Consider the following 26,584-nt stretch of genomic DNA (forward strand, 5'->3'; position numbering starts at 1 on the left):
ATAGTATCAAACCATCGTCATGTTTAATTTACGGGACACATAACCATGAATAAAAAGACCACCGCACTCTTCATCCTTGATGGATGGGGCTACAGCGAAACTTCCCAATCCAATGCCATTACGGCGGCGAACACGCCAAACTGGGATCGCCTGTGGGAAAACCGCGCCCACACACTGATCAAAACCTCTGGCTTGGCCGTGGGGTTACCAGAAGGTCAGATGGGTAACTCAGAAGTGGGTCATATGAACTTGGGTGCTGGACGCGTGGTCTATCAAAACTTTACCCGTATCGGTAAAGCTATTTCTGACGGCTCTTTTTTTGAAAACGACGCCCTAGTAGGGGCGGTCGATAAAGCGGTAAGCGCAGGTAAAGCAGTACATATTTTAGGTTTGCTTTCCAATGGTGGTGTTCACAGTCATCATGAGCAAATTATGGCGATGTGCGAACTAGCGGTAAAGCGCGGTGCTAAAGCCGTTTATGTGCATGGTTTTACCGATGGTCGCGATACACCGCCGCGTTCAGCACAAACCCCAATTGCAGAGTTAAGTGCAAAATTAACAGAGTTAGGCGTGGGTAAAATTGCTTCGCTAACAGGGCGTTATTTTGCCATGGACCGAGATAATCGTTGGGATCGAGTGCAAACGGCTTATGACGCTATTGTACTTGGCAAAGGCGAATATCAAGCCGCCACTGCAGAACAAGCAATTCAAGCGGCTTATGAGCGTGATGAAAATGATGAGTTTGTTAAAGCAACGGTTATTGGTGAACCTGTTGCAGTAGAAGATGGCGATGCCATTATCTTTGCCAACTTCCGCCCTGACCGTGCTCGCCAACTGACACGCGCTTTTACTGAAGCGGAGTTTTCTGGCTTCGAACGAAAAGCACACCCAGCGTATGCTGCGTTTGTTACCTTTACCGAATACGCGGCTGATATTGCTGCTGATGTGGCGTTCCCGCCATTAGCGCTCAGCAATACTTTGGGCGAAATCTTGTCCAAATCAGGTAAGAAGCAATTGCGCATTGCGGAAACCGAAAAATACGCCCACGTTACCTTCTTCTTCAACGGTGGCGAAGAAGCTGTGTTTGACGGCGAAGAGCGTGAATTGATCCCTTCTCCTAATGTCGCAACTTACGACCTACAGCCAGAAATGAGTGCGCCAGAAGTCACAGATAAGCTGGTGGAAGTCATTGAAGCGGGTAAATACGACACCATTATTTGTAACTTTGCCAACGGCGATATGGTTGGGCACAGTGGTGTTTTTGACGCGGCAGTAAAAGCCGTCGAAGCCGTTGATGCGTGTCTAGGCCGTATTTTGTCTGCGCTGAAAGTGAATGGTGGCCAATGCTTGATTACCGCTGATCATGGCAACGTAGAGCAAATGTTAAGTAACGATGGGTCTCAGCCATTAACCTCTCATACCATTGGGCCAGTGCCTTTGGTGCTGTTCTCTCCAACGCCGGGTCTTGCCTTAAAAGAAGGTTCTTTATGCGACATTGCGCCGACATTATTGGACATGATGGGCATGGAAAAACCTGAAGAAATGAGTGGCGTTAGCCTACTCACTCGTCAGTGAGGCATTGATGACTGTATTGTGTCGTCATGTGTTTTGTGTCGTCTTGCTCCTGTTGTCCAGCCTTAGCTGGGCAGCAGGAGAGCCGCAGACGCCACAAGAAGCCAAACAACAGATTCAAGCTTTGCAGAAAGATCTGCAAAAACTGAATGCTTGGCTGAAAGAGACTAAGTCTCAACGTTCTGATGTTGAAAAAGAATTGGAAAGCAAAGACAAGTCCATTCAAGATTTGCTCAACAAGATTAAAAATTTGCAGCAGAGCCTGAAACAAGGTGAGCAGCAGCTGGGGGAGTTACAACAGCAGCAGCTATCGCTTCGGCTCAGTATCCAAAAACAGAATGAACAAATAGCCGCCCAACTAAGGGCGGTTTATCGTTCCGGTAATCAAGAAGGCATTAAGCTACTGCTGAATGGTCCTGACTCTGCTACTTCAATGCGCTTGCTGCAATACAATCGTTATTTCTCTACCGCCCGACAATCCCTAATTAATGGTTACGCGAATGAAGTTAATGACCTTAATCTAGTGGAGAAAAGCTTGCGCCAAAAACGCGCTCAACAAGCGCAAGAAGAAGCCTCATTAATCGAGCAGCGTAAACAATTAAGCAAAGAAAAGTCGGCTCGTCGCACCTTATTAGCTAAGCTAGATAAAGATCTGGCAAAAGGCAGCCAGCGTTCTCAACGCTTGGTACAAAATCAGCAAGACCTGAAAGAAATGCTAAAACGCCTAGAAGAGGCCTTAGCGGATGTGAAACTACCAGATCAAAATGTGCCCTTTTCCTCGCAAAAAGGTAAATTAGTACGACCGCTGAGAAAATTGGTTCGTTTGCCGACGGACGGCAAGGTAAATCTTGGTGGCGTCACCCTTAAAGCGCAAGAAGGCACTGAAGTGCATGCCATCTTTAATGGCCGAGTGGTGTTTTCCGATTGGCTGCGTGGCTTTGGTTTCTTGATGATTATTGATCACGGTGATGGTTATATGTCTCTGTATGGTTACAACCAGAGTCTCTTGAAAGAAGTGGGAGAATGGGTCAACAGTAACGATGTGGTGGCCACCGTTGGCAGCTCGGGCGGACCTGCCGATGCGGCGCTCTTCTTTGCCATCAGACACAATGGCGCGCCATTAACACCCTTGTCTTGGGTTCGCTCCAGTTGATGATAAATAACGCATTTATATACATGGCATAACAGTAGGAAAAATGATGAAGAAGTCTCTCAATCGAGCTCTAGTATTGTTACTGATGGCTTTTTCTGTACAGCAAGTCAGCGCTGCAGAAAAAACGGTCGATAGCCATGCCCCCCAGCTTCCCTTATCTGAAATACAATCCTTTGTGGAAACCTTTGAAACCATTAAAGAAGGCTATGTTGATCAACTCTCTGACCAACAGATTTTAGACAGAGCCCTCAAAGGAATGGTGGCAGCCCTAGATCCTCATTCTGAATACATGACTAAGGATGAAGTGGCGGACTTTGAAGACCTCACATCTGGCAACTATGCTGGGGTGGGTGTTGAAGTGGAAATGAAAGACGGTAAGTTAACCGTGGTGTCACCGATTGACGGATCGCCAGCTAAGCAAGCGGGCATTCTCTCTGGTGATGTTATTGTTAAGGTTGGCACTACCTACATTACTGATTTGGGCTTTCAAGATGTAATGAACCTGATGCGCGGTGAGGTAGGCACTAAGGTGACCTTGGATATCGAGCGGGATGGGCAGATCAAACATTTTACCCTTGAACGCCGTTTAGTCGAAGATGAAAGTGTGACCAGCAAATGGTTAAGTAAAGGTATTGCTTACATACGTATTAAGCAATTCCAAGGAGATACCGGCACAGAATTCCATCAGGCAATCGCTAAGCTGGAACAAGAACAGCCAATTAATGGTGTGGTGCTGGATTTAAGAAACAATCCAGGCGGCGTGCTGCAAGCGGCAGTGAAGGTAGTGGACACCTTTATTGAGAATGGCATGATAGTGTACACAGACGGTCGTCATAAATTATCTAAGAGCGAGTTTAAGGCGACGGCGAAAAACACTCAGTTACCAAAAGTGCCACTGGTGGTGCTGATTAATGATGGCTCTGCCTCCGCTTCTGAAATTGTCGCCGGTGCCTTACAAGACCATAAACGCGCGCTAATTATGGGGACCGAAAGCTTTGGCAAAGGGTCAGTACAGACGGTGGTACCATTGTCTGATGGTGCCGCGGTTAAACTTACCACCGCCTTGTATTACACCCCTAATGGGCGTTCTATCCAAGCGCAGGGTATCACCCCGGATTTGGTAGTACCTGAAGCCACCTTGACCTTGAATAAAGATCATTTCGTGGTCAAAGAAGCCGAGCTAAAAGGGCATCTGAGCAATGGGACAGGTGGCGCAGACAGAACGGATACGGCCGGTTTGCTGAAGCTTAGCGAGGTAGCAAAGAAGGATTTCCAATTATTCCAAGCGCTAACCATTTTACAAACCCTACCTAGTTTTGATTACCATCCTCGAGAGACAAAATAGTGAATTTAATAAACATCAAGAGGAGCGCCATTTGGAGCGCTCTTATCTTGGTCAGCTTGATGGGCAATCAAGCACAGTCAGCAGAAGAAACCGATCAAACCCAGGCATTAGGACCATTGATTTTTAATAGCGCAGCGCCAGAACGGAATAGCGCCGCACCAGAACGAGAGTATAGAGCGGACACTGAGGAGGCTATCGAACCGCATTGGCTGGCTCCTGTCCTCAATGATTTAGCACACTCAAAGGACGATACCGAGTTAGCAAAGCCGCTAAATATGACGCCTCCTTTTTGGCAGTCTAATCACTCAGCAGAGCAAGAGCCCGATAAGAGTTTGCCGAAAATTGCGATTTTAATAGATGATCTAGGTTATAACCGCCAAGGTATGACATCGGCGCTGGCGTTACCCACTAATGTGGCGCTGGCTATCTTGCCTTTGACGCCTTTTGCTCATGCTACGGCAACCCAGTCAAAGCAGCAGCAACGGGTCACTATTCTTCACGCGCCAATGGAAAATGTACGTGAATTGAAGCTTGGACCAGGCGGTCTTTATGTCAAAATGACAGAAACGCAGCTGAAAAAAGCATTGTTAAAAGATATTGAAAGTTTGCCTGGTATTAAAGGCGTAAACAATCACATGGGCAGCTTATTAACCGCACAGCAAAACTCAATGAATTGGGTGATGGAAGTGTTAAAAGGGCGCTCTTTATTTTTTATAGACAGCTTGACCTCAGCCCATAGTGTGGCCGAAAAAACCGCCATAGAGTATGGCTTGCCAACCACCAGTCGAGATGTTTTCTTGGATAATATTCGCATGGAAAAGGCCATTGATAAGCAATTTACAAGATTGGTTAAACTGGCAAAACGTAATGGTGAGGCGCTGGCGATAGGGCACCCTTACCCAGAAACCATGGCCTATTTAAAGAAGCGTCTGGTGGCGCTAGAAAAAGATGGCGTAAGATTAGTGCCATTGACTGACATGCTGCGCAAGCACCCAAAAAGTAATGCAGCTAACCAGAAAAAACGGGTAACAGAATAACGGATAGGCTACGGACTGTCTCAATCAAAAGTAGCCAAAAGTTTGCACCTTCCTCTTACCAAGCCTAATAAAATGCTTACCGTGACGTCTTAAGGTAAGCATTTTGGCGATTGTCTCTTCGCTGATTCTCTAATATCCCCTTGATGGGCGTATGGCATTAGCCAGTCAGCGCTCACCTGTTAGTAAGCCTCACTTATAAAGCATAAAAACCTATCTTGGTGTTTTTCACTAGTGATTAATTTTACCTTGGCCGAGTCTCAGGGTGGTTTATTTTTCTATTTTATTGCTTATCTATTGACCAGTCATTGATCAAATATTAGTCTGTTGCTACATTGTAGTGCACATTCTTTAGGGAATTCTGCAATAAGTTTCATATTATATGTCATTTTAGGGGTGGCATATTTTTGGAACGCTTCTTGCTTTTTAAATAATAACGATAAACAAAAACGAGTAGGAGCTATTCTTATGTCAAATGCGGTAATCAGAAAAACGTTGATTTCTATTGCGGTAGCAGGAGCGGCGACACTGGCTCAGGCAGAAGTGGTAATTGGTGTAGCAGGTCCTCATACAGGGGCTTACGCTGCGTTTGGCGAACAGCTATGGAAAGGGGCCGAACAAGCCGCAAAAGATATCAATGCCGCAGGTGGTATTGATGGAGAAATGATCAAGCTGGTCAAAGCAGACGATGCTTGTGAGCCGAAGCAGGCGGTGTCGGTAGCTAACCGTTTGGTTGACTCAGATGATGCCATCGCTGTGATTGGCCATTTCTGCTCTTCTTCTACTCAACCAGCGTCTAATATCTATGCTGAAGCCGGTGTATTAATGGTGACGCCAGCATCAACCAACCCAACCATTACCGATCGTGGTTTGCCCAATGTGTTCCGTGTTTGTGGTCGTGATGACCAACAAGGGCAAGTGGCCGCTAGCTATATTGTAGATACCCTGAAAGCCAAACGCGTCGCGATTATTCACGATAAAGACACTTATGGTAAAGGTTTAGCGGATGCGATGAAGTTGTCGCTGAATAATAAAGGCAGCACAGAAGTGATGTACGAAGGTCTGACCCGAGGTGAAAAAGACTTTAACGCCTTGGTGACAAAAATTCGTTCTGTGAATGCTGATGTGTTGTATTTTGGTGGCTTACACTCAGAGGCTGGTCCTTTGGTGCGTCAGCTTCGTGAGCAAGGTTCAAAAGCCATCTTTATGTCAGGTGATGGTATCGTTTCAGACGAGTTTGTTACGGTTGCCGGTGGTCCACAATATGTTGACGGCGTGATGATGACATTTGGTGCCGACCCAATGTCCTATCCAGCGGGTAAGAGTGTGGTCAAAGAATTTCAGGCAAATGGTTATGAACCAGAAGGCTATACCCTGTACTCATACACTGCCATGCAAGTAACGGCGGCGGCCTTAAGCCATACTAATTTAGATCCAATTAAAGCCGCTGAATGGTTGCATGCTAATTCAGTGGACACTGTGATGGGGAAAAAGAGCTTTGACGAAAAAGGCGACTTAACAGTATCCGATTACGTCATGTATGAGTGGAATGATAAAGGCAAATACATCCAACAAAATTAATTTTTTCTGAATTAATTTATTCAACTGCTCGCCGTTGCTAGCCAACGGCGAGACGTTCTTCGATTTACATTCCCGCGAGGTTATACGATGGACATCGTTCTCCAGCAGTTGGTAAACGGCCTGACCCTTGGCTCTGTTTATGGGCTTATAGCAATCGGCTACACCATGGTGTACGGCATTATTGGCATGATTAACTTCGCCCATGGCGATGTTTACATGGTTTCTGCTTATCTCACTGCCATATCAATCGCACTACTCACTTTTTTTGGTGTGCAATCTTTTCCTTTTATCATCTTTGGCGCCTTGGTTTTCACCATAGTCATTACCGGAGCCTATGGCTGGGTAATTGAGCGTGTAGCTTATCGCCCCTTGCGTAACTCAAGTCGTTTATCGGTGTTGATCTCCGCCATCGGTATGTCTTTGATATTGCAAAACTACGTACAGTTGAGCCAAGGGCCAAACCAGCAGGGTGTGCCTACCTTACTCAGTGGGGCATTTCGTTTTTATGTGGGTGATGGCTTTGTGCAAATCACCTATATGAAAGTGATGATACTGCTGATCGCGTTCACGGGGATGGCGGTACTGACTTATATTATCCAGAAAACAAAACTGGGTCGTATGTGTCGAGCTACCCAACAAGACCGCAAGATGGCCTCTATTTTGGGGATAGATACCGATAAAGTTATCTCCTCTGTCTTTGTGATTGGTTCCGCTATGGCCGCACTAGCCGGCGTATTAGTGACCCTTGATTACGGCGCTTTTGATTTCTACATTGGTTTCATCATGGGAATCAAAGCCTTTACGGCTGCGGTGCTTGGCGGTATTGGTTCACTACCAGGGGCTATGCTGGGAGGCATTATCTTGGGGCTTTCTGAGTCCTTGTTCGCAGGCTTGGTAAGTTCAGATTATAAAGATGTGTTTTCTTTCTCTTTGTTAGTGCTGATTTTGATTATTCGTCCAAGTGGCCTATTAGGCAAACCAGCAGTGGAGAAAGTATAGATGAGTCAAACAGCAGGTATGAATTATAAGCAATGCTTCACTGATGCCGTGGTTGCTGCCTTGATGGCATTGGTGGTGTTTGGCCCTATTATGGGGGTCGTTCTGGATGGCTATAAATTCGACATCGATTTTCAGCGCGTGGCGGTGATTGTTGCCTTGGTATTTGTTGGTCGTTTGATTATGTCTTACTATTTTCAGACCGAGAAAGGTAAGGCGATGATCTTCAAGTACGCCAGCAACCATGACGGCGTAACGGTTAATCCGCCGCATTTTAAATCGAAAATGATCTGGGTTATTCCGTTGGTAATGATAATTGGTTTTCTGATCCCCTTTGTGGCATCGAAATACATTCTTACGGTACTGATATTAGGCCTGATCTATGTCCTATTAGGACTTGGTTTGAATATCGTAGTGGGCTTGGCTGGCTTGTTAGACCTAGGTTTCGTTGGCTTTTATGCAATCGGCGCTTATGCCCTAGCCCTAGGTTATGAGAATTTGGGGTTAGGCTTTTGGTCAATGTTGCCCATAGCGGCCATTGCCGCGGCGTTTGCTGGGGCCATATTGGGCTTTCCGGTGCTGCGAATGCATGGCGATTACCTGGCTATTGTGACCCTGGGTTTTGGTGAAATCATTCGTTTGGTACTCACCAACTGGGTATCCTTAACCCATGGCCCGAATGGTATCTCGGCACCGTTACCGACCTTCTTTGGTTTAGAGTTCAAGCGGCGTTCCGCCAGTGGTGAAACCTTCCATGAGTTTTTTAACCTGCCTTACGATTCCGGTTACAAATACATGTTCGTGTACTTGGTGCTGTTTATTGTGGTGTGGGCGGTTCTTTTTATTAAGCATCGTTTGGTTAAAATGCCTATTGGTCGTGCTTGGGAAGCGCTGCGCGAAGACGAAATTGCTTGTCGTTCTTTGGGCTTGAACCATGTGTTAGTAAAGCTATCTGCTTTTATGTTGGGGGCTTCTACCGCCGGTTTAGCGGGGGTTTTCTTTGCTACATACCAAGGTTTTGTGAGCCCTTCATCATTTACTTTCTTCGAATCTGCTCTGATTCTCGCGATTGTTGTACTCGGGGGTATGGGATCAACATTGGGGGTGGTGATTGCCGCTTTCTGTTTGACCGTATTGCCTGAGATGTTAAGGGAAGTGGCCGAGTTCCGAGTCTTGATATTCGGTATTTTGATGGTTGTGATGATGATTTGGAAACCTCGCGGTCTCGTTCGTGTGACCCGAAATGGTTTTGCTGCGAGAGAAGGGGCAGTTAAATGAGCCAAGAAAACATCCTTAAAGTAGAAAACTTGGTTATGCACTTTGGTGGGATTAAAGCCCTTAATGATGTGACCTTTGATATAAAACGTGGTTCGGTATCGGCTCTAATTGGTCCCAATGGCGCCGGTAAAACAACAGTATTCAATTGTTTGACGGGGTTTTATAAAGCCACAGGGGGCAACATTATGTTGTCCGCTAATGGCAAAGAAACCAGTGTGATTAAAGTCTTGGGTGAGCCCTTCATGATGACCGACTTTATTTCACCTGTCGCCTTTATTCAGCGCTTAAAATACAAGATGTTTGGCGGATCGCATCTGGTCAACCGTGCTGGCTTATCGCGAACCTTTCAAAACATTCGTCTGTTTAAAGAAATGTCGGTGGTAGAGAACCTGTTGGTGGCCCAGCACATGCGGGTCAATCGCAATCTGATGGGGGGGATTTTAAATACTAAGGCCTATCAATTAGCGGAAGAGGAAGCCTTAGAGCGTGCTTTTTATTGGCTCGGCGTGGTGGATCTGGTGGATTTTGCCAACCGTTTAGCTGGCGAGCTTTCCTACGGTCAACAACGGCGCTTAGAAATTGCTCGAGCCATGTGTACCAACCCAGAAATTGTCTGTCTTGATGAACCCGCGGCGGGGTTAAACCCGTCAGAAACCGAAGCCTTAACGAAAATGATCCGTGTGTTGCGCGATGAGCATAAGACCACTGTCTTGTTGATCGAGCATGATATGGGCATGGTGATGGATATTTCGGATTATATTGTTGTACTTGATCATGGTGAAGTGATTGCCGATGGCGGTCCGGATGATATTAAGAGTAATCCAAAAGTAATTGCTGCTTATCTCGGGGCAGAAGAAGGCGAAGAGGTGACCTTATGACAACACTGATGGAATTTAAAGAAGTGGATGTCCATTACGGTCCAATCCAAGCATTGAAGAAAGTCTCACTAACGGTAGATGAAGGTGAAATTGTCACCATGATCGGAGCCAATGGCGCAGGTAAGTCGACCTTATTGATGTCTATTTTTGGTCAGCCACGAATTTCTAGTGGTGAAATCATCTATCGGGGTGAAGATATTTCCCAGAAATCAGCCCATTATGTGGCGTCCCATGGTTTGGCTCAATCACCAGAAGGGCGGCGTATATTTCCAAGTATGTCGGTTGAAGAAAACCTGCTCATGGGCACCATCCCAATTGGTATGCAGCACGCGGATGAGGACATGAAGCGTATGTTTGAGTTATTTCCGCGACTTGAAGAGCGGCGTAATCAGCGAGCCTCTACTATGTCTGGCGGTGAGCAACAAATGCTGGCCATTGCGCGCGCGTTAATGAGTCGACCTAAGCTCTTGTTATTGGATGAACCCAGCTTGGGTTTGGCACCGATTATTGTTAAGCAAATTTTTGAAATACTCAAAGATGTCGCCAGCACAGGTATGACCATCTTCTTGGTGGAGCAAAATGCCAACCACGCATTAAAACTGGCAGATCGTGGCTATGTGATGGTAAATGGTGAAATTCGTTTAACCGGCACTGGGGCAGAGCTACTGCTCAATCCAGAAGTCCGTGAGGCGTATTTGGGCGGCCATTAGCCTTTTGCTTAAAGGCTGAGTGAGCAAAAATGGCGAATCTTATCGGCTAAGATTCGCCATTTTTTTGGACTGCAGCAAAACCGTATCGCTTCGCGTGGCGATTAAGCTCTAAATAACGTATCACTTAATAGATCTTTCACTTGTGATGGCTGGCTATTGCCACCGAGAGGGGCATCATAGATAGCATCAATGCCGTCACCAAAGTAAGCGATCACTTCTTCTTTTGACATGGCAGGGTCAAGTCCAGCCGGGTTGGCAGAGGTAGAAACGAGAGTGCCATTAAAGGCCGCACAAAGGGCTTGGACGGGCGCGTGTTGTGATAAACGGATCGCCACACTGGCGTGCTGACCTCGGACCCATGGCGGGGTAATTTGCGTATCAGGTACTACCCAAGAAGTAGGAATAGCCGTTTTGCTGATTAGCCGCTCCGCCGCTTCTGTGGTTAATGTCTCAGTCCAAGGGGCTAATTGGGCGGCGTTGCCTGCGACCAAAATCAGGCCCTTTTCAATTGCTCGAGACTTTAAACTAAGAATTTTTTTGACCGCTGATTCATTAAATGGGTCACAGCCTAAGCCCCAAACGGCTTCAGTTGGGTAGGCGATAACGCCACCTTGGCGCACAATATCGGCAAGTTGTGTTGGGGAATGTATCAGTTTCATGAAAGGTCACTCTGACAGGGAAATGAAAAACGTCAGGGGGAATTTTAAGGGTATTTATGAACAGGAGCCAGAAAGTAAGGCCGATTAAGAAAAATTAATCAGCCTCGATCCCAACTTAATGACTGGCAAGCGTATTAAGGCTTACTTTAGGGCGTTGATTTTGGCTTTGATGTCAGCGATCTTACTTTCCATGACTTTTTCTAGGTGCTCTAGCTCAACAATAAGGTCTTCTTTAGAGACTCTCGCTTCTTGTTGCTTGCCAACAATTTTTTCTAGCTCTTCTAAAGCACGAACCACAATCAAAGAAGGTTCTTGTACTTGGCGGTAAGTTTGTTGTCCGCCATCGGCTAAAACTGTTTTTGTAGAGCGACCAAATTTAAACTTTTTACTTTTTGGTAATAAAGAGCCTTTCTCACGACGGTAATATACTTTTAAAACATCTTGCCCATTTTCATATCGAAGAGTGAATTTTTCGATGTTTTCTGTACTAGTGATGCCCATAGATTCAAGCGTTGGATACATAGCAAAGTCCTATTTAATGTTTGTTATTAATTAGTATGGGATTGTTATGTTCAAAAGCAAGGGCAAACGATAAGAAAATTGAGATGGCGCAGGGAATTGGCAATCAATGATGCCAAGTGTTTTCTGCCGCCATCTGCTAGTGGAAAATTAATCTTCTTCTTGCTCAGTATTATCTATTCCTAGCTCTTTTATTTTCCGGGTGAGGGTGTTTCTGCCCCAGCCTAATAATAATGAAGCGTCTCGGCGTCGCCCTGCGGTATGGGCTAATGCCGTTTCAATCATGATCCGCTCAAACTTAGGCACGGCTTGCTCTAAAATGCCTTTTTGGCCACTGGCTAGGGCGCTATCTACCCAGCTCTTAAGAGCATCTTCCCAAGAACCAAAAGGTTGCTCGCTAGGGGCTTCGGATAATAGTTCTGGTGGTAAATCTTCGACTAAGACTTCACGCCCAGATGCCATTACGATTAGCCATCGGCAGGTATTTTCAAGTTGTCGGACATTACCAGGCCAATCAAGTCTGGTGAGATAGTTTTCTGTTTCCTTGCTGAGCAGTTTAGGCTCTACCGCCAGCTCTTCTGCAGCACGGCTTAAAAAGTGGCGTGCCAGTTTAGGAATATCTTCACGTCGCTCTGCCAATTTAGGTAAATGAATACGGATGACATTTAAACGATGGAATAAATCTTCTCGAAACGAACCTTTTAATACCAAACCTTCTAAGTTTTGGTGCGTTGCAGCAATAATACGAACATCCACTTTAACAGGCGTATGGCCACCCACACGGTAAAATTCCCCATCGGCTAAAACTCGCAATAGTCGAGTTTGCGTTTCGGCAGGCATGTCACCGATTTCATCAAGGAATAAGGTGCCGCCATTGGCTTGTTCGAAACGGCCGCGTCGTTGGGTATTGGCACCGGTGAAAGCGCCTTTCTCATGGCCAAATAACTCAGACTCGATCAAATCGTGGGGAATAGCCGCCATATTGAGAGCAATAAAGGGGTTGGCCGCCCTTGGGCTGTGAGTGTGCAAGGCTTGAGCGACCAGCTCCTTACCGGTTCCCGATTCTCCGTTAATCAGCACGGTAATATTGGAATTGGCTAAGCGACCAATGGCACGAAACACTTCTTGCATGGCAGGTGCTTCACCAATAATGTCTTTGTCTACCTGAGTTTCAACTTCTTCGGTGGTTTCTTCAATGCTAGGCATGGCGTTTTGGTGGTGTAAAATCGCGCGCTTTACTAGGCTGACGGCTTCTTCTACATCAAAAGGTTTCGGTAAATACTCAAACGCACCGCCCTGATAAGATGCAACCGCGCTTTCTAAGTCAGAATGCGCCGTCATAATGATGACAGGCAAGTGCGGGTGATCATTTTGTAACTTGTTCAACAGGGTTAAGCCATCCATGCCAGGCATGCGAATGTCACTGATGATTGCGCTGGGTTGTTCTTGGTCAATCAGGTCCACTAAGTGTTCGGCGGACTCAAACAGACGGCAATGGATCCCTTCTTGTTCTAAGGTTTTTTCTAGTACCCAGCGAATCGATCTGTCGTCATCTACAATCCAGACGGTCTCGTGTTGTGTCATATGTCTTTCTCCTTGCCTAGGGCCCGCGTCTCAATAGGAATTAAAATATTAAATTCGGTGTTATGTGGCTGGCTCTGGCACTCGATAATGCCGTTATGTTGGTGGATAACGGATTGGGAAATTGACAGCCCAAGTCCAGTGCCATCAGCGCGACCGCTAACCATTGGGTAAAATAGAGTTTTTAATAACGCTTCCGGAATGCCAGGACCATTATCAATAATGCTGACTTTGCAGACTAAACGATGGCGTTTTGCGCCTATGGTGAACTGTCGTAATGCTCGTGTTACGAAACGAATTTGTCTGTGAGGGTTGTCGTCTTGCTCCAATAAAACCTGCATTGCATTGCGGGAAACATTGAGTAGGGCTTGGATTAATTGAGATTCATCGCCCACAATATCAGGGATGCTTGGGTCATAGTCACGCACAATATCAATCAAACCTTCTGATTCAACCTGGATCAGTTGTTTGACGCGTTCAATCACCCGATGGATATTCAACTCTTTTGTTTTTGGTAGCTGACGAGGGCCGAGTAAGCGGTCGACCAGATCACGCAGGCGATCTGATTCTTCGATAATAACCTGGGTGTAGTCTTTCAATGCTTCGTCGGTAAAGGCGCGGCTTATCAATTGCGCCGCTCCTCGAATACCACCCAATGGGTTTTTAATTTCGTGGGCCAGATTGCGCACCAATTCTTTACTGGTTTGATGGTTGGCAATCAGTTCATCCTCTAGAGATATGCGTTTCATACGGTCTCTAGGGTAAAGCTCAATCAGCAGGCTGTCGGTGGTGTTAATGGTGCCGATAACAGGCGTTACCGTGTAATCGCAAAATAACTTTTTGCCGTTGGCTATTTCAACTTCCGCTTCCCGTTTGGTAAACGGGTGGCCGGATTCTATCGCGTTAAACAAAGACGCGACACTGGCTTCATCTTCACGGAACACTACCCCTAGTTCCTGACCATAAATGCGCTTACGGCTAATGGCCAATAGCATTTCAGCTGCTGGGTTTAAATATTCAATATTCAGCTCGCGGTCTACTTGTACCACAGCCGTTGATAAACGATCTATTAATAAGCTATACACAGTCGTGCCTCTTTAGTGACTCTAATGGACTGCAAAATACGAACCAACAATGTGCCATAAAGAAGACTGATTTCATTGGGTATTTCCAGAGTCTATAAAGGTATTGTGCTCTGTTTTGGTGCAACTATAAATATATGTTTTTTTCGAGGGCAAAAAAAAGCCCCAAATTGAATCGGGGCTTTGCTTTGTCTTTATGGCTTTCTACATTTATACGCTGTAGTAAAGTTCGAACTCAAGAGGTGTTGTTGTCATTGCAACACGCTGAGCTTCACCCGCTTTAAGCTCGATGTAAGCATCGATCATTTCATCAGAGAAAACGCCACCTTGAGTCAAGAACTCGCGGTCTTCGTCTAAGCACTTAAGTGCTTCTTCTAGGCTGCCCGCAACTTGTGGGATAGCCAATGCTTCTTCCGCTGGAAGATCGTACAAATCTTTGTCAGCAGCATCGCCAGGGTGGATCTTGTTTTTGATACCGTCAAGGCCAGCCATCAACATTGCTGAGAATGCTAGGTATGGGTTAGCGGTTGGATCAGGGAAACGTGCTTCGATACGCTTGCCTTTAGGGCTAGCAACGTAAGGAATACGGATAGAAGCAGAACGGTTACGAGCTGAGTAAGCTAGCATAACAGGGGCTTCAAAGCCAGGAACAAGACGCTTGTAAGAGTTAGTTGAAGCGTTAGTGAACGCATTCAATGCTTTAGCGTGCTTGATGATACCGCCAATGTAGTAAAGCGCCATTTCAGACAGGCCAGCGTATTGGTCACCAGCAAATTGGTTAACGCCATCTTTCCAGAAAGATTGGTGAACGTGCATACCAGAACCGTTATCGCCAACGATTGGTTTTGGCATGAATGTCGCTGTTTTGCCGTAAGCGTGAGCAACATTGTGTACACAGTACTTAAGGATTTGAACTTCATCGGCTTTTTTAACTAGAGTGTTAAATTTAGCACCGATTTCGTTTTGGCCTGCAGTTGCCACTTCGTGGTGATGAACTTCGATTTCCAAGCCCATAGATTCCATAGCACCACACATAGCGCCACGAAGGTCATGGTGAGAGTCAACCGGTGGTACAGGGAAGTAACCGCCTTTAACAACAGGACGGTGGCCCATGTTGCCGCCTTCGAATTTCTTGTTGGACGCCCAAGCTGCTTCTTCTGCGTTGATTTCAACACAAGAACCAGACATGTCTGTTTTCCATTTAACGTCGTCAAAAACGAAGAACTCTGGCTCAGGACCAAAGAATGCAGTGTCGCCAAGACCAGTAGACTTAAGGAACTCTTCTGCACGTAGCGCAACAGAGCGAGGGTCGCGGTCGTAGCCTTGCATAGTAGATGGCTCGATGATGTTACAACGAACGATCAGGGTAGATTCTTCTGTAAATGGATCCACAATAACGGTGTCGTCTTGTGGCATCATGATCATGTCGGATTCGTTGATGCCTTTCCAACCAGCGATTGAGGAACCGTCAAACATTTGACCGTGTTCAAAAAACTCTTCATCCACAGTAGAAGCTGGGATAGACACATGCTGCTCTTTACCTTTGAAATCGGTAAAGCGAAGGTCAACCCACTTCGCGTCGTGTTCAGCAATCAAAGCAAGGGTCTTGTTTGACATAGTTGGTTCTCCAATTGATTAAAAAGAAATTTGTTCCGATATAGTATTTAAAATGCTTCAAGGTGAAGCGCTGTTGATAGATTACTTAGCACAAGCTGTGCCAGAATTTTGGGCGTTTTATTAAACCCTTATATAACAATAAGATACAAAAATATCGCCCTATGAAGGCGCACACGAATGGCCCTAAAATAGGTCAGCACAAAAACTTCCGTTTATTTTTGGTGCGATTTATTCTTTTGCGCCCTTTTTTGGTGCGAATATATTGTTTTCGTCCGCTTTGGCTTTTCTCTATAATGAGCCCCGTTTTTAATTACCTGGCATGCAACGCACTCCTTATGAAATTTATTGTTAAGTTTTTCGCTGAAATCACCATTAAAAGTCGTCCTGTACGAAAATCATTTATCAAACAGCTGCGTCAAAACATAAAGCTAGTGCTAAAACAGCACGATGCGGATGTGGTGGTAGCAGGTAATTGGGATTTCATTGAGGTGTTGTCAGAGCGTGATGAGCTTAGGGCTGATTTTACTGAAGCACTGTCGAATATAGCTGGCATTGCTCATTTCCAGTTTGTCCGTGAATTTCCGTTGGTGGATTTAGACGGTATTGTGGATCAAGCGTTAGTCTCCTATGGGGATATTCTTAAAGACGCCGTGTTTGCTGTGCGCGTTAAGCGTGTAGGAAAGGAGCATGGCTTTTCTTCTGTAGAAGCGGAGCGTTATATTGGTGGCTGCCTTAAAGCAAAGTCTGGTGCCCACAGTGTGCGCCTAAAAGATCCTGATGTGTTGGTGCCAATCGACATTCGTGACGATCGCGTATGGATGATTGAGCAACGTGTAGAGGGCTTGGGTGGTTACCCAATTGGCTCTCAAGATTCTGTGTTGTCATTAATGTCAGGCGGCTATGACTCCACCGTCAGCTCTTACCTCACCATGAGTCGTGGTCTGAAAACCCATTTTTGTTTCTTTAACTTAGGTGGTGATGCCCATGAAATTGGCGTTAAGCAAGTGTCTAACTTTTTATGGGAAAAGTATGGCTCAGGTTTGAACGTAAAATTTGTTACCGTTCCTTTTGAAGAAGTGGTAGGTGAGATCCTAACTAAGGTAGACAATGCGGAAATGGGGGTAATCCTCAAGCGCATGATGTTGCGTGCAGCAACACAAGTGATGGAAGGGGTGAATGCCAAAGCCTTGGTGACAGGAGAAAGTGTTGCCCAGGTTTCCAGTCAAACCTTGGTCAACCTAAAAGTCATTGATCAAGTCACCGATGAGTTGGTGCTGCGCCCTTTAATCACCACCAATAAGCAAGAAATCATTGATAAAGCCATTGAGATTGGAACCGCACCCTTTGCGGCGAGTATGCCGGAGTTTTGTGGTGTTATTTCCGTGAAACCCACCACTCGTGCGAAAATGCACCGTGTTGAGAAACAAGAAGCCAATTTCGATTTTGCGGTGTTGGATAAAGCCGTAGAAGATATGCGAGTCATGTCGATCCAAAATGTGATGGACGATGTAGAGAAGCAATATCAAGGGGAAGTGCCTGAAGTGCGCATGCCGGTGGGTAATGAAATCATTATTGATATTCGTCACCCTGACGAAGCCTTGAAGCGTCCACTAAAAGTCAGTGGTCGACCTGTTAAAGTCATTCCATTTTTTGCATTGGACTCAAAATGGTCTGAGTTAGACGCCGATGTGATGCATTTATTGTATTGCGGTAAAGGGGTGATGAGCCGCATTCATGCTTCTTATTTGCTGGGTAAAGGCAATAAGAATGTGGGGATTTACCTGCCTTAATAAAGGCGAGTTGCTGGTCAATTAGGCTGGCAACAAGAACTGGGTTTTGCGTCATTTGCTGCGCCATAAAAAGGTGGAGTAAATGCCTGAAGAAGATTATTTGTTGACTTTTTTAGTCAGTTTAATGGGATCTTCACAAATATAAGGGTACAATTGCGCGAATTTTACCCCGTACTGAGATTCAACGCGCTTGAAGAGCATCACTGCTCGCGCCAAGCAGCGATACATCTTTTTGCTTACGCTTAATGCAGAGAAATATAATGTCTAATGATATCAATAAGTTACGTAACGTAGCTATTATTGCCCACGTTGACCACGGTAAAACAACCTTGGTTGATCAGCTTTTAAGTCAATCTGGTACGCTAGATCGTAAAGACCAAGGTTCAGAACGAATCATGGACTCCAACGACCAAGAAAAAGAGCGTGGCATCACAATCTTGGCGAAAAACACGTCAATCATGTGGAACGATTACCGTATTAATATCGTAGACACACCTGGACACGCAGACTTCGGTGGTGAAGTAGAGCGCGTATTGTCCATGGTAGATTCTGTATTGTTGTTGGTAGACGCAGTAGATGGCCCTATGCCACAAACGCGTTTCGTAACATCAAAAGCATTTGAGCGTGGTTTGCGTCCAATCGTTGTTATCAACAAAATTGACCGCCCAGGCGCGCGTCCTGATTGGGTAATGGATCAAGTTTTTGACTTGTTCGATAGCCTAGGCGCCACTGAAGAGCAGCTTGATTTCCCTGTTATCTACGCTTCTGCAATCAATGGTATTTCTGGTAACGATCCAGAAGCTATGGCAGAAGACATGACGCCGCTTTACCAAATGATCGTCGACAGCGTGCCAGTGCCTGATGTTGATCCAGAAGGCATGTTCCAAATGCAGGTTTCTGCATTGGATTACGATGCTTATGTTGGTGTTATCGGTATCGGCCGTATCACACGCGGTAGCTTGTCTCCAAACCAGCAAGTAGTGATCAAATCTTCTGATGGTAAAGAGCGTAAAGGTAAAGTCCTAAACGTGAAGGGCTACCACGGTCTACAACGTGTAGACACAGAAAAAGCGTCTGCTGGTGATATCGTTTGTATTAATGGTATCGACGGTCTAAGCATCTCTGACACCTTGTGTAACCCAGAGTGCGTAGAAGCATTGCCAGTATTGACTGTTGATGAGCCTACAGTAAGCATGACATTCATGGTGAACGATTCTCCGTTCGCTGGTAAAGAAGGTAAGTATGTTACTTCTCGTAACATCAAAGACCGTCTAGACCAAGAGTTGATCCACAACGTAGCATTGCGCGTTGAGCAAGGTGATACGCCTGATAAATTTAAAGTTTCCGGTCGTGGTGAGCTTCACCTTTCTGTATTGATCGAAAACATGCGTCGTGAAGGTTTTGAGCTGGGTGTGTCTCGTCCTGAAGTAGTTCAAAAAGAAGTTGACGGCAAAATCCAAGAGCCATACGAACAAGTGGTTATCGACGTTGAAGAGCAGCATCAAGGTTCTATCATGGAAGAGCTTGGCTTGCGTAAAGCTGAGTTAACTAACATGGAACCAGATGGTAAAGGCCGTGTACGCCTTGAGTTCATCGCGCCATCTCGTGGCTTGATCGGTTTCCGTGGCTTGTTCCTAACCTTGACTTCCGGTTCTGGTATCATGACTAGCGTCTTTGACCACTACGGTCCAGTTAAAGAAGGTGATGTTAGCAGTCGTCAAAACGGTGTACTAGTGAGTATGTTGACGGGTAAAACAGCCGCGTACGCTTTGTTTAACCTACAAAGTCGTGGTCGTATGTTCCTAGGCCATGCGGTAGATATCTACGAAGGTCAAATCATCGGTATTCACTCACGTGACAACGACTTAGCCGTTAACCCTGTAAAAGGTAAGCAGCTAACTAACGTACGTGCTTCTGGTACGGATGAAGCCTTGACGTTGACGCCACCAATCAAGCACACGCTTGAGCAAGCGCTTGAGTTTATCGAAGACGATGAGTTGGTAGAAGTAACACCAGAAAGCATCCGTGTTCGTAAGAAACTATTGACTGAAAACGAGCGTAAACGCGCTGGTCGTAAGTAAGAAATAGCGATTCTTTAATAAGCGACTCGTCAGAGTGGTTTAAAAGAGCAGCAGCAAATGGAGCCACGCAAGTGGTTTCGTGAGCGACATAAGCGCCTTCGGGCGCTTTTGTTTTTTCTGGGGGATGAGTTGTCCTCTAAAGTAGCGCAGCGCGCTCTTAAATAGCCATAAGCATAGAAAAACACAGCGCATTCAAAAGGAGTAGCCATGAAAGTATTAGTGCAGCGAGCTTTAAATGCCAGCGTCTCAGTAGATGGTGAGGTGATCGGCGCCATCGATCATGGACAGCTAGTCTTGGTAGGCATTGAAAGAGGTGATACGGAGCAAGATGTGCAGCGCCTAGCGGATAAGCTGCTAAAGTACCGTATGTTTTCTGATCAAGATGGGAAGATGAATTTAAATGTCCAGCAAGCCTCTGGTGGTGTTTTGTTGGTGTCTCAATTTACCCTCGCGGCCGACACCAAAAAAGGCCTTCGCCCAGGCTTTTCCACAGCTGCCATTCCTGCGGAAGGCGAGCGTTTATTTAATGACTTTGTGGATAAGGTTCGAGCTCAGTACGCCCAGGTTGAGACAGGCCGCTTCGGTGCTGACATGCAGGTATCCTTCACCAATGATGGTCCCGTTACTTTTATGCTGGATTAAATGGTTTTATGCTCGATTAGGTGTCTATCGGCAAGAATAAACAGGGCAAAAAAAAGCGGCTGTGGAAAACTCGCCGCTTTATTAACAAACCGATTATTGTCTTATCTTGCGATTAACTTGCCTCAGGAGCTTCCTCAGCGCTCTCTTCTTCTCTTTTTACGGTTCTTCCAGCCAGCAAGCCTAATTCAAAAAGCATCCACATAGGGATGGCGAGAAGCGTTTGTGAGAAGATATCGGGCGGTGTGATTAGCATCCCGATAACAAAGCAGCCGAGAAAAACATAAGGGCGTTTCTTTGATAGGGTTGCCACGGTTGTCACCCCAGCTTTTACCAATAAATAAGTCGCCACAGGAATTTCAAACGTCACCCCAAAGGCAAAGAAGAGCTTTAAGACAAAGTTCAGGTAATTGTTGATGTCCGTCATAACGGTCACATCACCAGGTCCGACTGTGGTAAAAAAGCCGAAAATCAGTGGCAGTACCACGTAATAGGCGAACAGAACGCCGCCGTAAAACAAAAGGATACTGGAGATAAGCAACGGAATGGCGATTTGCTTTTCGTTTTTATACAAGGCTGGGGCAATGAAGGACCAAGCTTGATATAGGGTATAAGGTATCGACAGCAAGACGGAAATGGCAAACGTCAGTTTTAATGGGGCTAAGAAAGGTGAGGCGACTTCGGTGGCGATCAGGGAGCTGCCTTTGGGGAGCAGCATTCTTAGCGGTTCAGACACTATCATATAGAGTTCATTGGCGTAGAAATACAAGCCAATAAAGATGACTAAAATTGCCAAGACAGATTTTAATAGTCGGTTTCTTAGTTCTATTAAATGGGCGACAAGTGGTGCCTGCGCAGAAGAATCAGTACTCATAGTTAACAATCTACCAATAAATTAAGAGCGAGATGTTTCAGCCGTGCTGTCTGATGTGCCTGTTGTTGCCGTGCTGGCGGCCATCGTCGTTGGCGCCTCTGGGGCTAGGTTATTGGCCTGTTCAATGCTTTTTGATGAGGCAGGGCTGGAGTGCTCTGGGTTTGCTTGTTGATGTTGTTCGCCGCTTTGCTTAGCCAACGCAGATTCTGGTAAAGGCGTGATCATGTTTTGAATGTCATTGCCTTCTTTCATAATGCGCTGATTGGTCTGGCTGATTTTCTGCTGCAATTCTTCTTGGTCTAGCTGGGCGTTAATTTCACGCTGCACAGAGCTAATCGAGCGGCGTATTTTACGCACCCAAAGACCGGCGGTTTTGGCCGCAGTAGGAAGGCGTTCTGGGCCCAGAATAATCAAGGCCACAACGAAAACAACAAGCAGTTCTGAGAAGCCAATATCGAACACAGATTAAACGCTCTTGTCGTCTTTTTTAGATTCAGAATCAATGACTTTGTTTTGCGCCATGTTTGATTCTTCGCTCTCATCTTCTTTGTTAACGGCTTCTTTAAAGCCTTTTACGGCACCGCCTAAATCACCACCAAGGTTTTTTAATTTTTTAGTGCCGAAAATAAGAACAAGGATAGCCAAAACAATAAGTAACTGCCAAATACTGATACCACCTAACATCTTCAATACTCCTATTTAGAGCGATTCGCCTTCTCTTCTAATCCTGATAAATCGAAGCGACGCGCTAATTCATTTAAAACGTCATCCGGACCTAAATCAAGGTGGGATAGCATAACCAGTGTATGAAACCATAAATCTGCTGTTTCATTAATTAGCTCTGATTTGTCTTGTGACGTCAGAGCGTCTTTAGCAGCGATAATAGTTTCGGTACTTTCTTCGCCTACTTTCTCAAGAATTTTGTTTAACCCTTTTGCGTGCAGGCTAGCAACATAAGAGGAATCTGCCGCTGCCGTTTTACGTTGTTCTAGAGTGGCAGCGAGTTCAGCTAATACATCAATCTTCATTATAATCTCACGAATGTTACGGTTTTAATATCAATAAGTATAGACCAACAATAAACAGCGAAATGCTTAACATGTCAGCGCTTTGCAAGTGTTTTAACGCCTCAGGGTTGATCGTCAACCAGGCGGTTCCAAGGCTGACCAGCCCCAATAATCGGAACGGTAAGCCGCGGCGTGTCTTCTTCACCTCTTTGCTTAACTCAACAATAGCGGCGGTGTGGCTTTGCATACGTTCTTCTTGGTGCGAGGCTTGGCTTAGGGCGGAGAAGATCAAATTAGGGATCTTCGGCATTTGGCCTGCCCATTCAGGAGCTTGTTTACGCACCTCCTCAAATAAACGCTTCGGTCCAACTTGCTGGTGCATCCAGCGTTCTAGGAAGGGCTTGGCAGTGACCCACAAGTCTAAATCAGGGTACAACTGACGTCCTAACCCTTCGATATTGAGCAGTGTTTTTTCAAGCAAAACCAACTGTGGTTGGACTTCCATATTAAAGCGACGCGCGGTTTGAAATAAGCCAATCAATACCTGACCAAATGAAATGTCTTTCAGAGGCTTAGCAAACATGGGCTCACAAACGCTGCGAATCGCGGATTCAAAAGCGTGCACAGGGGTTTCTTTTGGCACCCAGCCACTTTCCACATGAAGCTCTGCAACCAAGCGGTAATCGCGCTGGAAAAAGGCCAATAGGTTACGCGCTAGGTAGTTTTTGTCTGCATCATCTAAGCTGCCCATAATGGCGCAATCGATTGCTATGTACTTAGGCTTTTCAGGGTTGGAAACATCCACAAAGATATTGCCAGGGTGCATATCGGCATGGAAAAAACTGTGTGAGAAAACCTGGGTAAAGAAAATTTCCACGCCGCGCTCTGCCAAGCACTTCATATTAGTGCCTGCGGCGTTTAAGGCTTTTATGTCCGCTACCGGAATGCCTGAAATACGCTCCATCACCATGACATTCTTTTGGCAGTAATCCCAATATACTTGAGGGACGTAGAGCAGTTCAGAGTCCGTAAAGTTACGTTGTAAGAGCCCGGTGTTGGCGGCTTCTTTGGCTAAGTCTAACTCGTCTAATATGGTGTATTCGTAATCGGTAACGACTTCGACAGGGCGTAAACGACGGCCATCTGAGCTGCTTTTGGCAATAAAGTGCGCCAAGGTATAAAGCAAGCCGATGTCTTGGCGAATGGTTTTCTCAATATTCGGGCGAATCACCTTTACCACCACCTCTTCACCTGAATGCAAGGTGGCTGTATGCACCTGTGCAATGGAAGCAGAAGCTAGGGGGGTCGCGGAAAATTCAGCAAACAGTTCGCTCACCGGGGCTTTTAAGTCGCGCTCGATAATCGCCTGGGCTGTTTTACCTGAAAACGCTGGCACCTTATCTTGCAGTTTGGCCAACTCATCAGCTATATCGTCGTCCAGTAGGTCGCGGCGAGTAGACAAAATTTGGCCGAATTTGACGAAAATAGGACCCAGTGACTCAAGGGCCAAGCGCAACCGCTCGCCTCGGTTTTGAATCGCTCGTTTACGGCCTAATTGACACAATAAGCCTAAGGTATAACGTAAATACCAAGGTAATTTATCAAATGGAATTAAAGCATCAAGGCGAAAGCGCAGCACGGTCAAAATGATGCGCGTTAAACGAAAGGCGCTGGTGAACATATTAGAATTTAAATCCTTTATGTAGGGCAACAATGCCGCCAGTCATATTTTGGTAGCTGGTACGCTCAAAGCCCACTTCATCCATCATGCCTTTCAGGGTTTCTTGGTCTGGGTGCATGCGAATGGATTCTGCTAGGTAACGATAGCTTTCGGCATCGTTAGCAATGACTTTGCCCATAAATGGCAATAAGCGGAATGAGTAATGGTCATAAACCTGCGACAACATCTCGGATTCCGGTTTTGAGAATTCCAACACCAATAAGCGGCCGCCTGGTTTTAGGACACGATACATAGACGCCAAGGCTTTGGATTTGTCGGTAACATTACGCAAGCCAAAGGCGATGGTGATGCAATCGAAGGTATTGTCTGGAAAAGGAAGTGCTTCGGCGTTAGCTTGGACAAATTTTACGTTTCCTACTACGCCATGGTTGGCTAATTTATCACGACCGACTTTGAGCATGGAGTCGTTGATGTCAGCCAGTATTACTTGTCCTTCGCTGCCGACTAAGCGAGAGAACTTCAGGGTAAGGTCACCTGTTCCGCCAGCAATATCTAATACTTTGTTGCCTGCTCGGACGCCTGATTGACTAATAGTATGGCGTTTCCACAGACGATGCACACCCCCTGACATTAAGTCGTTCATAATGTCGTATTTTGCGGCCACTGAGTGAAAGACATTGGCAACGGCCTGAACTTTCTCGTCGGTAGGGATTTCTTTAAAGCCAAAGTGGGTGGTTTTTTTCTGATCGTCTTGCATAAATTACATCATCCTAAGGGCGCCAAGACGCGCCAAATTCTTGAACTGCGGTGCGTACACATTAGTAAAGCATTGTAACTGCCCCGAGGAGGCTAGGGAAGGTATGAATACGCCTTCTTGGTGTTGGCCTAGAGAGAGGGTCTTAAATGGCCGCCTTTAAGCCTCACCGTGGGAAAAGTCAGTGCCTCGGATTATGGCATTATTATGTTTCTGGGTTATCCACCATCACCTTGTTACGACCTGCTTCTTTAGCGGAATACAGCTGTTTGTCCGCACGGGAAAAGAAGGTTTCGTAATTCTCTTGTGTCAGTTCTGCTAAACCAATAGAGACAGTGATGGATACTGGCTCGCCATTAACGTTAAACGGTGCTTTTTCCACTTCTTTACGGATCGCTTCAGCACGCTGCTGGGCATCGCTTAGAGGGGTGCCTGGAAACACGATGACAAACTCTTCGCCACCGTAGCGGAATAATAAATCTGATGCTGCCAGCACATTGCGAATTTGTCTGGGAACCAAGCGCAGTACTTTATCGCCAGCGAGATGCCCCCAGGTATCATTTACTTGTTTGAAAAAGTCGATGTCACAAATGGCCAGGCTCAAAGGACTGCCGTTGGCAAGCGAGTTGCTGCACAGTGGCAAAATAGTATCTTGGTACGCTGCTCGATTTGGTAAATCGGTGAGGGCGTCTGTCATGGCTTGGGCTAATTTTTCTTGCAGACTGGTGCGCAATGAAGAGGTGTCTTTTTCCATGCGAGTGACTTTGCTTTTCAGCAAAGAGATGGATTGAGTCGACATTTTCTCTTGGGCAAGCATTTGCTTACGGTACTGTGCCATGGTGTCAGATATGTTGGCCATGCGCTCATTGATTAATGCTTTTAAACTGTCCAGATCATCTGCTTGTTGCACTGCGTTGGCCGCTTCTTGAACTTGCTTTTGCATGCTTGTATTCAGGCCTTCACGGCTTTCAGAAAGGCTCTTTTGGCTGCGGTAACTTTTTACAATGGAGTCATTGATACTGGCCAGTTGTTTATTCAGCTCATTAAGGTAGCTGGTCAAACCTTCTTGGGTGTTACCAATCGCGATCATGATCAGGGCGATCAATTCATCGAGAATTTTGGGGAAATCGTTAAAGTTTTTATTTTGCGCTAAGGTGTTTTTCAGCTCAGAAATTTGTTCGTCATAGTCACTAGGGAGTGCCAAATTGCTTAGTAACCCGATGAGGGTATGGCGCACTTGTTGTAGCACTTCTTGATTGTTGAGCTTGGTTTTTGCTGGTTGGGCGCGTTTAAATAAGCGAGCAATGAGGGGGGCTTTTTTAGTTTCTACTTGAGCATTATGAGCAAGACTAGCTTCTATTAAGGCGAGGTATTCTTTGAGTAAGCTGGGCCAGTGGGGGACGGATTGCCAATGGCTACGAATCGCACTCTCAAACGCATTTTTCTGGCTTTGTGGAACCTGTTGTCCGTGATGATCTAAGATATCGATCAGGTCGTGAAGTGTCTCTCTAAAGTGTTTTGCTCGGGTTAGTCTTGCTTCGTCCACTTTAAGCAGCAGAGGCTCCACGTTGTCTAGTATCGCTTGAATTGCGGTGGCATCTGCCCCTTTGCTAATCTGCAAGCGAATTTGACGAACGGCATGGTCCAACTCAGGGTCGTTCCCCTCAGCTAGTAGACTCGTCCTTGAGACTGCTTTACGTAAAGCGTTAACCAGCTGAATTTGAGATGTGTCCGTCATGGAGCCTCACATACT

Annotated in this window: 24 protein-coding genes; 12 read left to right on the forward strand and 12 right to left on the reverse strand. The window is 45.9% G+C overall.

Annotated features, from left to right (window positions below; genetic code table 11):
- Positions 1–45: 45 nt before the first annotated feature.
- The 9 genes from gpmI to DFP81_RS12510 all read left to right on the forward strand — a co-directional run bounded on the left by gpmI (position 46) and on the right by DFP81_RS12510 (position 10,547).
- Entirely contained in the window at positions 46–1,575 is a 1,530-nt protein-coding gene (gene gpmI / locus DFP81_RS12470) for a 2,3-bisphosphoglycerate-independent phosphoglycerate mutase (protein WP_115898192.1), read from the forward strand.
- 7 nt (positions 1,576–1,582) lie between these two features.
- Complete coding sequence (locus DFP81_RS12475) at positions 1,583–2,725, forward strand: murein hydrolase activator EnvC family protein (RefSeq protein ID WP_115898194.1); 1,143 nt, start codon at positions 1,583–1,585, stop codon at positions 2,723–2,725.
- A gap of 46 nt (positions 2,726–2,771) precedes the next feature.
- Positions 2,772–4,070 carry a S41 family peptidase gene (locus DFP81_RS12480; protein ID WP_245959155.1) on the forward strand — a complete coding sequence of 433 codons (1,299 nt, stop codon included), beginning with the start codon at positions 2,772–2,774 and terminating at the stop codon, positions 4,068–4,070.
- Positions 4,070–5,107, forward strand: coding sequence for a divergent polysaccharide deacetylase family protein (locus tag DFP81_RS12485; protein ID WP_245959156.1), 1,038 nt, complete (start codon positions 4,070–4,072; stop codon positions 5,105–5,107). The genes DFP81_RS12480 and DFP81_RS12485 overlap by 1 nt, the downstream gene beginning before the upstream one ends.
- Positions 5,108–5,572: 465 nt before the next feature.
- Positions 5,573–6,685 carry a branched-chain amino acid ABC transporter substrate-binding protein gene (locus DFP81_RS12490; protein ID WP_115898200.1) on the forward strand — a complete coding sequence of 371 codons (1,113 nt, stop codon included), beginning with the start codon at positions 5,573–5,575 and terminating at the stop codon, positions 6,683–6,685.
- Positions 6,686–6,772: 87 nt separating this feature from the next.
- On the forward strand, positions 6,773–7,684 hold the full coding sequence (locus DFP81_RS12495; protein ID WP_115898202.1) for an ABC transporter permease subunit: 912 nt from the start codon (positions 6,773–6,775) through the stop codon (positions 7,682–7,684).
- Positions 7,685–8,959: a high-affinity branched-chain amino acid ABC transporter permease LivM gene (livM, locus tag DFP81_RS12500; RefSeq protein WP_115898204.1), complete on the forward strand. Its 1,275-nt coding sequence runs from the start codon at positions 7,685–7,687 to the stop codon at positions 8,957–8,959. It abuts the gene before it with no gap.
- Positions 8,956–9,837: an ABC transporter ATP-binding protein gene (locus DFP81_RS12505; protein ID WP_115898206.1), complete on the forward strand. Its 882-nt coding sequence runs from the start codon at positions 8,956–8,958 to the stop codon at positions 9,835–9,837. Before livM ends, DFP81_RS12505 begins: the two co-directional genes overlap by 4 nt.
- Complete coding sequence (locus DFP81_RS12510; RefSeq protein ID WP_115898208.1) at positions 9,834–10,547, forward strand: ABC transporter ATP-binding protein; 714 nt, start codon at positions 9,834–9,836, stop codon at positions 10,545–10,547. The genes DFP81_RS12505 and DFP81_RS12510 overlap by 4 nt, the downstream gene beginning before the upstream one ends.
- Before the next feature lie 101 nt (positions 10,548–10,648).
- On the opposite strand, the gene tsaC is transcribed toward DFP81_RS12510, so the two are convergent.
- The 5 genes from tsaC to glnA all read right to left on the reverse strand — a co-directional run bounded on the left by tsaC (position 10,649) and on the right by glnA (position 16,005).
- Positions 10,649–11,206, reverse strand: coding sequence for an L-threonylcarbamoyladenylate synthase type 1 TsaC (gene tsaC / locus DFP81_RS12515; RefSeq protein WP_115898210.1), 558 nt, complete (start codon positions 11,204–11,206; stop codon positions 10,649–10,651).
- A gap of 141 nt (positions 11,207–11,347) precedes the next feature.
- Positions 11,348–11,728: a DUF3461 family protein gene (locus tag DFP81_RS12520; protein WP_115898212.1), complete on the reverse strand. Its 381-nt coding sequence runs from the start codon at positions 11,726–11,728 to the stop codon at positions 11,348–11,350.
- Between the two features lie 147 nt (positions 11,729–11,875).
- Positions 11,876–13,309, reverse strand: a complete 1,434-nt coding sequence (ntrC, locus tag DFP81_RS12525; RefSeq protein WP_115898214.1) for a nitrogen regulation protein NR(I) — start codon at positions 13,307–13,309, stop codon at positions 11,876–11,878.
- The gene (gene glnL / locus DFP81_RS12530; RefSeq protein ID WP_115898215.1) at positions 13,306–14,391 is read right to left on the reverse strand and encodes a nitrogen regulation protein NR(II); all 1,086 of its coding nucleotides are present in this window, start codon (positions 14,389–14,391) and stop codon (positions 13,306–13,308) included. The genes ntrC and glnL overlap by 4 nt, the downstream gene beginning before the upstream one ends.
- A gap of 207 nt (positions 14,392–14,598) precedes the next feature.
- Positions 14,599–16,005, reverse strand: a complete 1,407-nt coding sequence (gene glnA / locus DFP81_RS12535) for a glutamate--ammonia ligase (protein WP_115898217.1) — start codon at positions 16,003–16,005, stop codon at positions 14,599–14,601.
- 335 nt (positions 16,006–16,340) lie between these two features.
- Between glnA and thiI the strand changes: the two genes are divergently transcribed.
- The 3 genes from thiI to dtd all read left to right on the forward strand — a co-directional run bounded on the left by thiI (position 16,341) and on the right by dtd (position 20,518).
- Positions 16,341–17,795, forward strand: a complete 1,455-nt coding sequence (gene thiI / locus DFP81_RS12540; RefSeq protein ID WP_115898277.1) for a tRNA uracil 4-sulfurtransferase ThiI — start codon at positions 16,341–16,343, stop codon at positions 17,793–17,795.
- 260 nt (positions 17,796–18,055) lie between these two features.
- Positions 18,056–19,876 carry a translational GTPase TypA gene (gene typA, locus DFP81_RS12545; RefSeq protein ID WP_115898219.1) on the forward strand — a complete coding sequence of 607 codons (1,821 nt, stop codon included), beginning with the start codon at positions 18,056–18,058 and terminating at the stop codon, positions 19,874–19,876.
- 207 nt (positions 19,877–20,083) lie between these two features.
- On the forward strand, positions 20,084–20,518 hold the full coding sequence (gene dtd / locus DFP81_RS12550; protein WP_115898221.1) for a D-aminoacyl-tRNA deacylase: 435 nt from the start codon (positions 20,084–20,086) through the stop codon (positions 20,516–20,518).
- Positions 20,519–20,630: 112 nt separating this feature from the next.
- Here the strand turns inward: dtd and tatC are convergent, their stop codons facing one another.
- The 7 genes from tatC to DFP81_RS12585 form a co-directional block, all read right to left on the reverse strand.
- On the reverse strand, positions 20,631–21,389 hold the full coding sequence (gene tatC / locus DFP81_RS12555; RefSeq protein WP_115898223.1) for a twin-arginine translocase subunit TatC: 759 nt from the start codon (positions 21,387–21,389) through the stop codon (positions 20,631–20,633).
- A gap of 21 nt (positions 21,390–21,410) precedes the next feature.
- Positions 21,411–21,851 carry a Sec-independent protein translocase protein TatB gene (tatB, locus tag DFP81_RS12560; protein ID WP_115898224.1) on the reverse strand — a complete coding sequence of 147 codons (441 nt, stop codon included), beginning with the start codon at positions 21,849–21,851 and terminating at the stop codon, positions 21,411–21,413.
- A 3-nt stretch (positions 21,852–21,854) separates the two neighbouring features.
- Positions 21,855–22,073, reverse strand: a complete 219-nt coding sequence (gene tatA, locus DFP81_RS12565; protein ID WP_115898226.1) for a Sec-independent protein translocase subunit TatA — start codon at positions 22,071–22,073, stop codon at positions 21,855–21,857.
- Between the two features lie 11 nt (positions 22,074–22,084).
- Positions 22,085–22,417, reverse strand: a complete 333-nt coding sequence (locus tag DFP81_RS12570) for a phosphoribosyl-ATP diphosphatase (RefSeq protein WP_115898228.1) — start codon at positions 22,415–22,417, stop codon at positions 22,085–22,087.
- Positions 22,418–22,433: 16 nt separating this feature from the next.
- Positions 22,434–24,077 carry a ubiquinone biosynthesis regulatory protein kinase UbiB gene (gene ubiB, locus DFP81_RS12575; protein WP_115898230.1) on the reverse strand — a complete coding sequence of 548 codons (1,644 nt, stop codon included), beginning with the start codon at positions 24,075–24,077 and terminating at the stop codon, positions 22,434–22,436.
- A gap of 1 nt (position 24,078) precedes the next feature.
- On the reverse strand, positions 24,079–24,834 hold the full coding sequence (gene ubiE, locus DFP81_RS12580) for a bifunctional demethylmenaquinone methyltransferase/2-methoxy-6-polyprenyl-1,4-benzoquinol methylase UbiE (RefSeq protein ID WP_115898231.1): 756 nt from the start codon (positions 24,832–24,834) through the stop codon (positions 24,079–24,081).
- 202 nt (positions 24,835–25,036) lie between these two features.
- Positions 25,037–26,569 carry a GGDEF domain-containing protein gene (locus tag DFP81_RS12585; RefSeq protein WP_115898233.1) on the reverse strand — a complete coding sequence of 511 codons (1,533 nt, stop codon included), beginning with the start codon at positions 26,567–26,569 and terminating at the stop codon, positions 25,037–25,039.
- Positions 26,570–26,584: the final 15 nt, after the last annotated feature.

The sequence above is a fragment of the Marinomonas pollencensis genome (assembly GCF_003387375.1).
Lineage (GTDB): Bacteria > Pseudomonadota > Gammaproteobacteria > Pseudomonadales > Marinomonadaceae > Marinomonas > Marinomonas pollencensis.

Coding starts and splice junctions, on each gene's coding strand:
- gpmI (WP_115898192.1), top strand. CDS start 46: ATGAATAAAAAGACCACCGCACTCTTCATCCTTGATGGATGGGGCTAC.
- DFP81_RS12475 (WP_115898194.1), top strand. CDS start 1,583: ATGACTGTATTGTGTCGTCATGTGTTTTGTGTCGTCTTGCTCCTGTTG.
- DFP81_RS12480 (WP_245959155.1), top strand. CDS start 2,772: ATGAAGAAGTCTCTCAATCGAGCTCTAGTATTGTTACTGATGGCTTTT.
- DFP81_RS12490 (WP_115898200.1), top strand. CDS start 5,573: ATGTCAAATGCGGTAATCAGAAAAACGTTGATTTCTATTGCGGTAGCA.
- DFP81_RS12495 (WP_115898202.1), top strand. CDS start 6,773: ATGGACATCGTTCTCCAGCAGTTGGTAAACGGCCTGACCCTTGGCTCT.
- livM (WP_115898204.1), top strand. CDS start 7,685: ATGAGTCAAACAGCAGGTATGAATTATAAGCAATGCTTCACTGATGCC.
- DFP81_RS12505 (WP_115898206.1), top strand. CDS start 8,956: ATGAGCCAAGAAAACATCCTTAAAGTAGAAAACTTGGTTATGCACTTT.
- DFP81_RS12510 (WP_115898208.1), top strand. CDS start 9,834: ATGACAACACTGATGGAATTTAAAGAAGTGGATGTCCATTACGGTCCA.
- tsaC (WP_115898210.1), bottom strand. CDS start 11,206: ATGAAACTGATACATTCCCCAACACAACTTGCCGATATTGTGCGCCAA.
- DFP81_RS12520 (WP_115898212.1), bottom strand. CDS start 11,728: ATGTATCCAACGCTTGAATCTATGGGCATCACTAGTACAGAAAACATC.
- ntrC (WP_115898214.1), bottom strand. CDS start 13,309: ATGACACAACACGAGACCGTCTGGATTGTAGATGACGACAGATCGATT.
- glnA (WP_115898217.1), bottom strand. CDS start 16,005: ATGTCAAACAAGACCCTTGCTTTGATTGCTGAACACGACGCGAAGTGG.
- thiI (WP_115898277.1), top strand. CDS start 16,341: ATGAAATTTATTGTTAAGTTTTTCGCTGAAATCACCATTAAAAGTCGT.
- typA (WP_115898219.1), top strand. CDS start 18,056: ATGTCTAATGATATCAATAAGTTACGTAACGTAGCTATTATTGCCCAC.
- dtd (WP_115898221.1), top strand. CDS start 20,084: ATGAAAGTATTAGTGCAGCGAGCTTTAAATGCCAGCGTCTCAGTAGAT.
- tatC (WP_115898223.1), bottom strand. CDS start 21,389: ATGAGTACTGATTCTTCTGCGCAGGCACCACTTGTCGCCCATTTAATA.
- tatA (WP_115898226.1), bottom strand. CDS start 22,073: ATGTTAGGTGGTATCAGTATTTGGCAGTTACTTATTGTTTTGGCTATC.
- DFP81_RS12570 (WP_115898228.1), bottom strand. CDS start 22,417: ATGAAGATTGATGTATTAGCTGAACTCGCTGCCACTCTAGAACAACGT.
- ubiB (WP_115898230.1), bottom strand. CDS start 24,077: ATGTTCACCAGCGCCTTTCGTTTAACGCGCATCATTTTGACCGTGCTG.
- ubiE (WP_115898231.1), bottom strand. CDS start 24,834: ATGCAAGACGATCAGAAAAAAACCACCCACTTTGGCTTTAAAGAAATC.
- DFP81_RS12585 (WP_115898233.1), bottom strand. CDS start 26,569: ATGACGGACACATCTCAAATTCAGCTGGTTAACGCTTTACGTAAAGCA.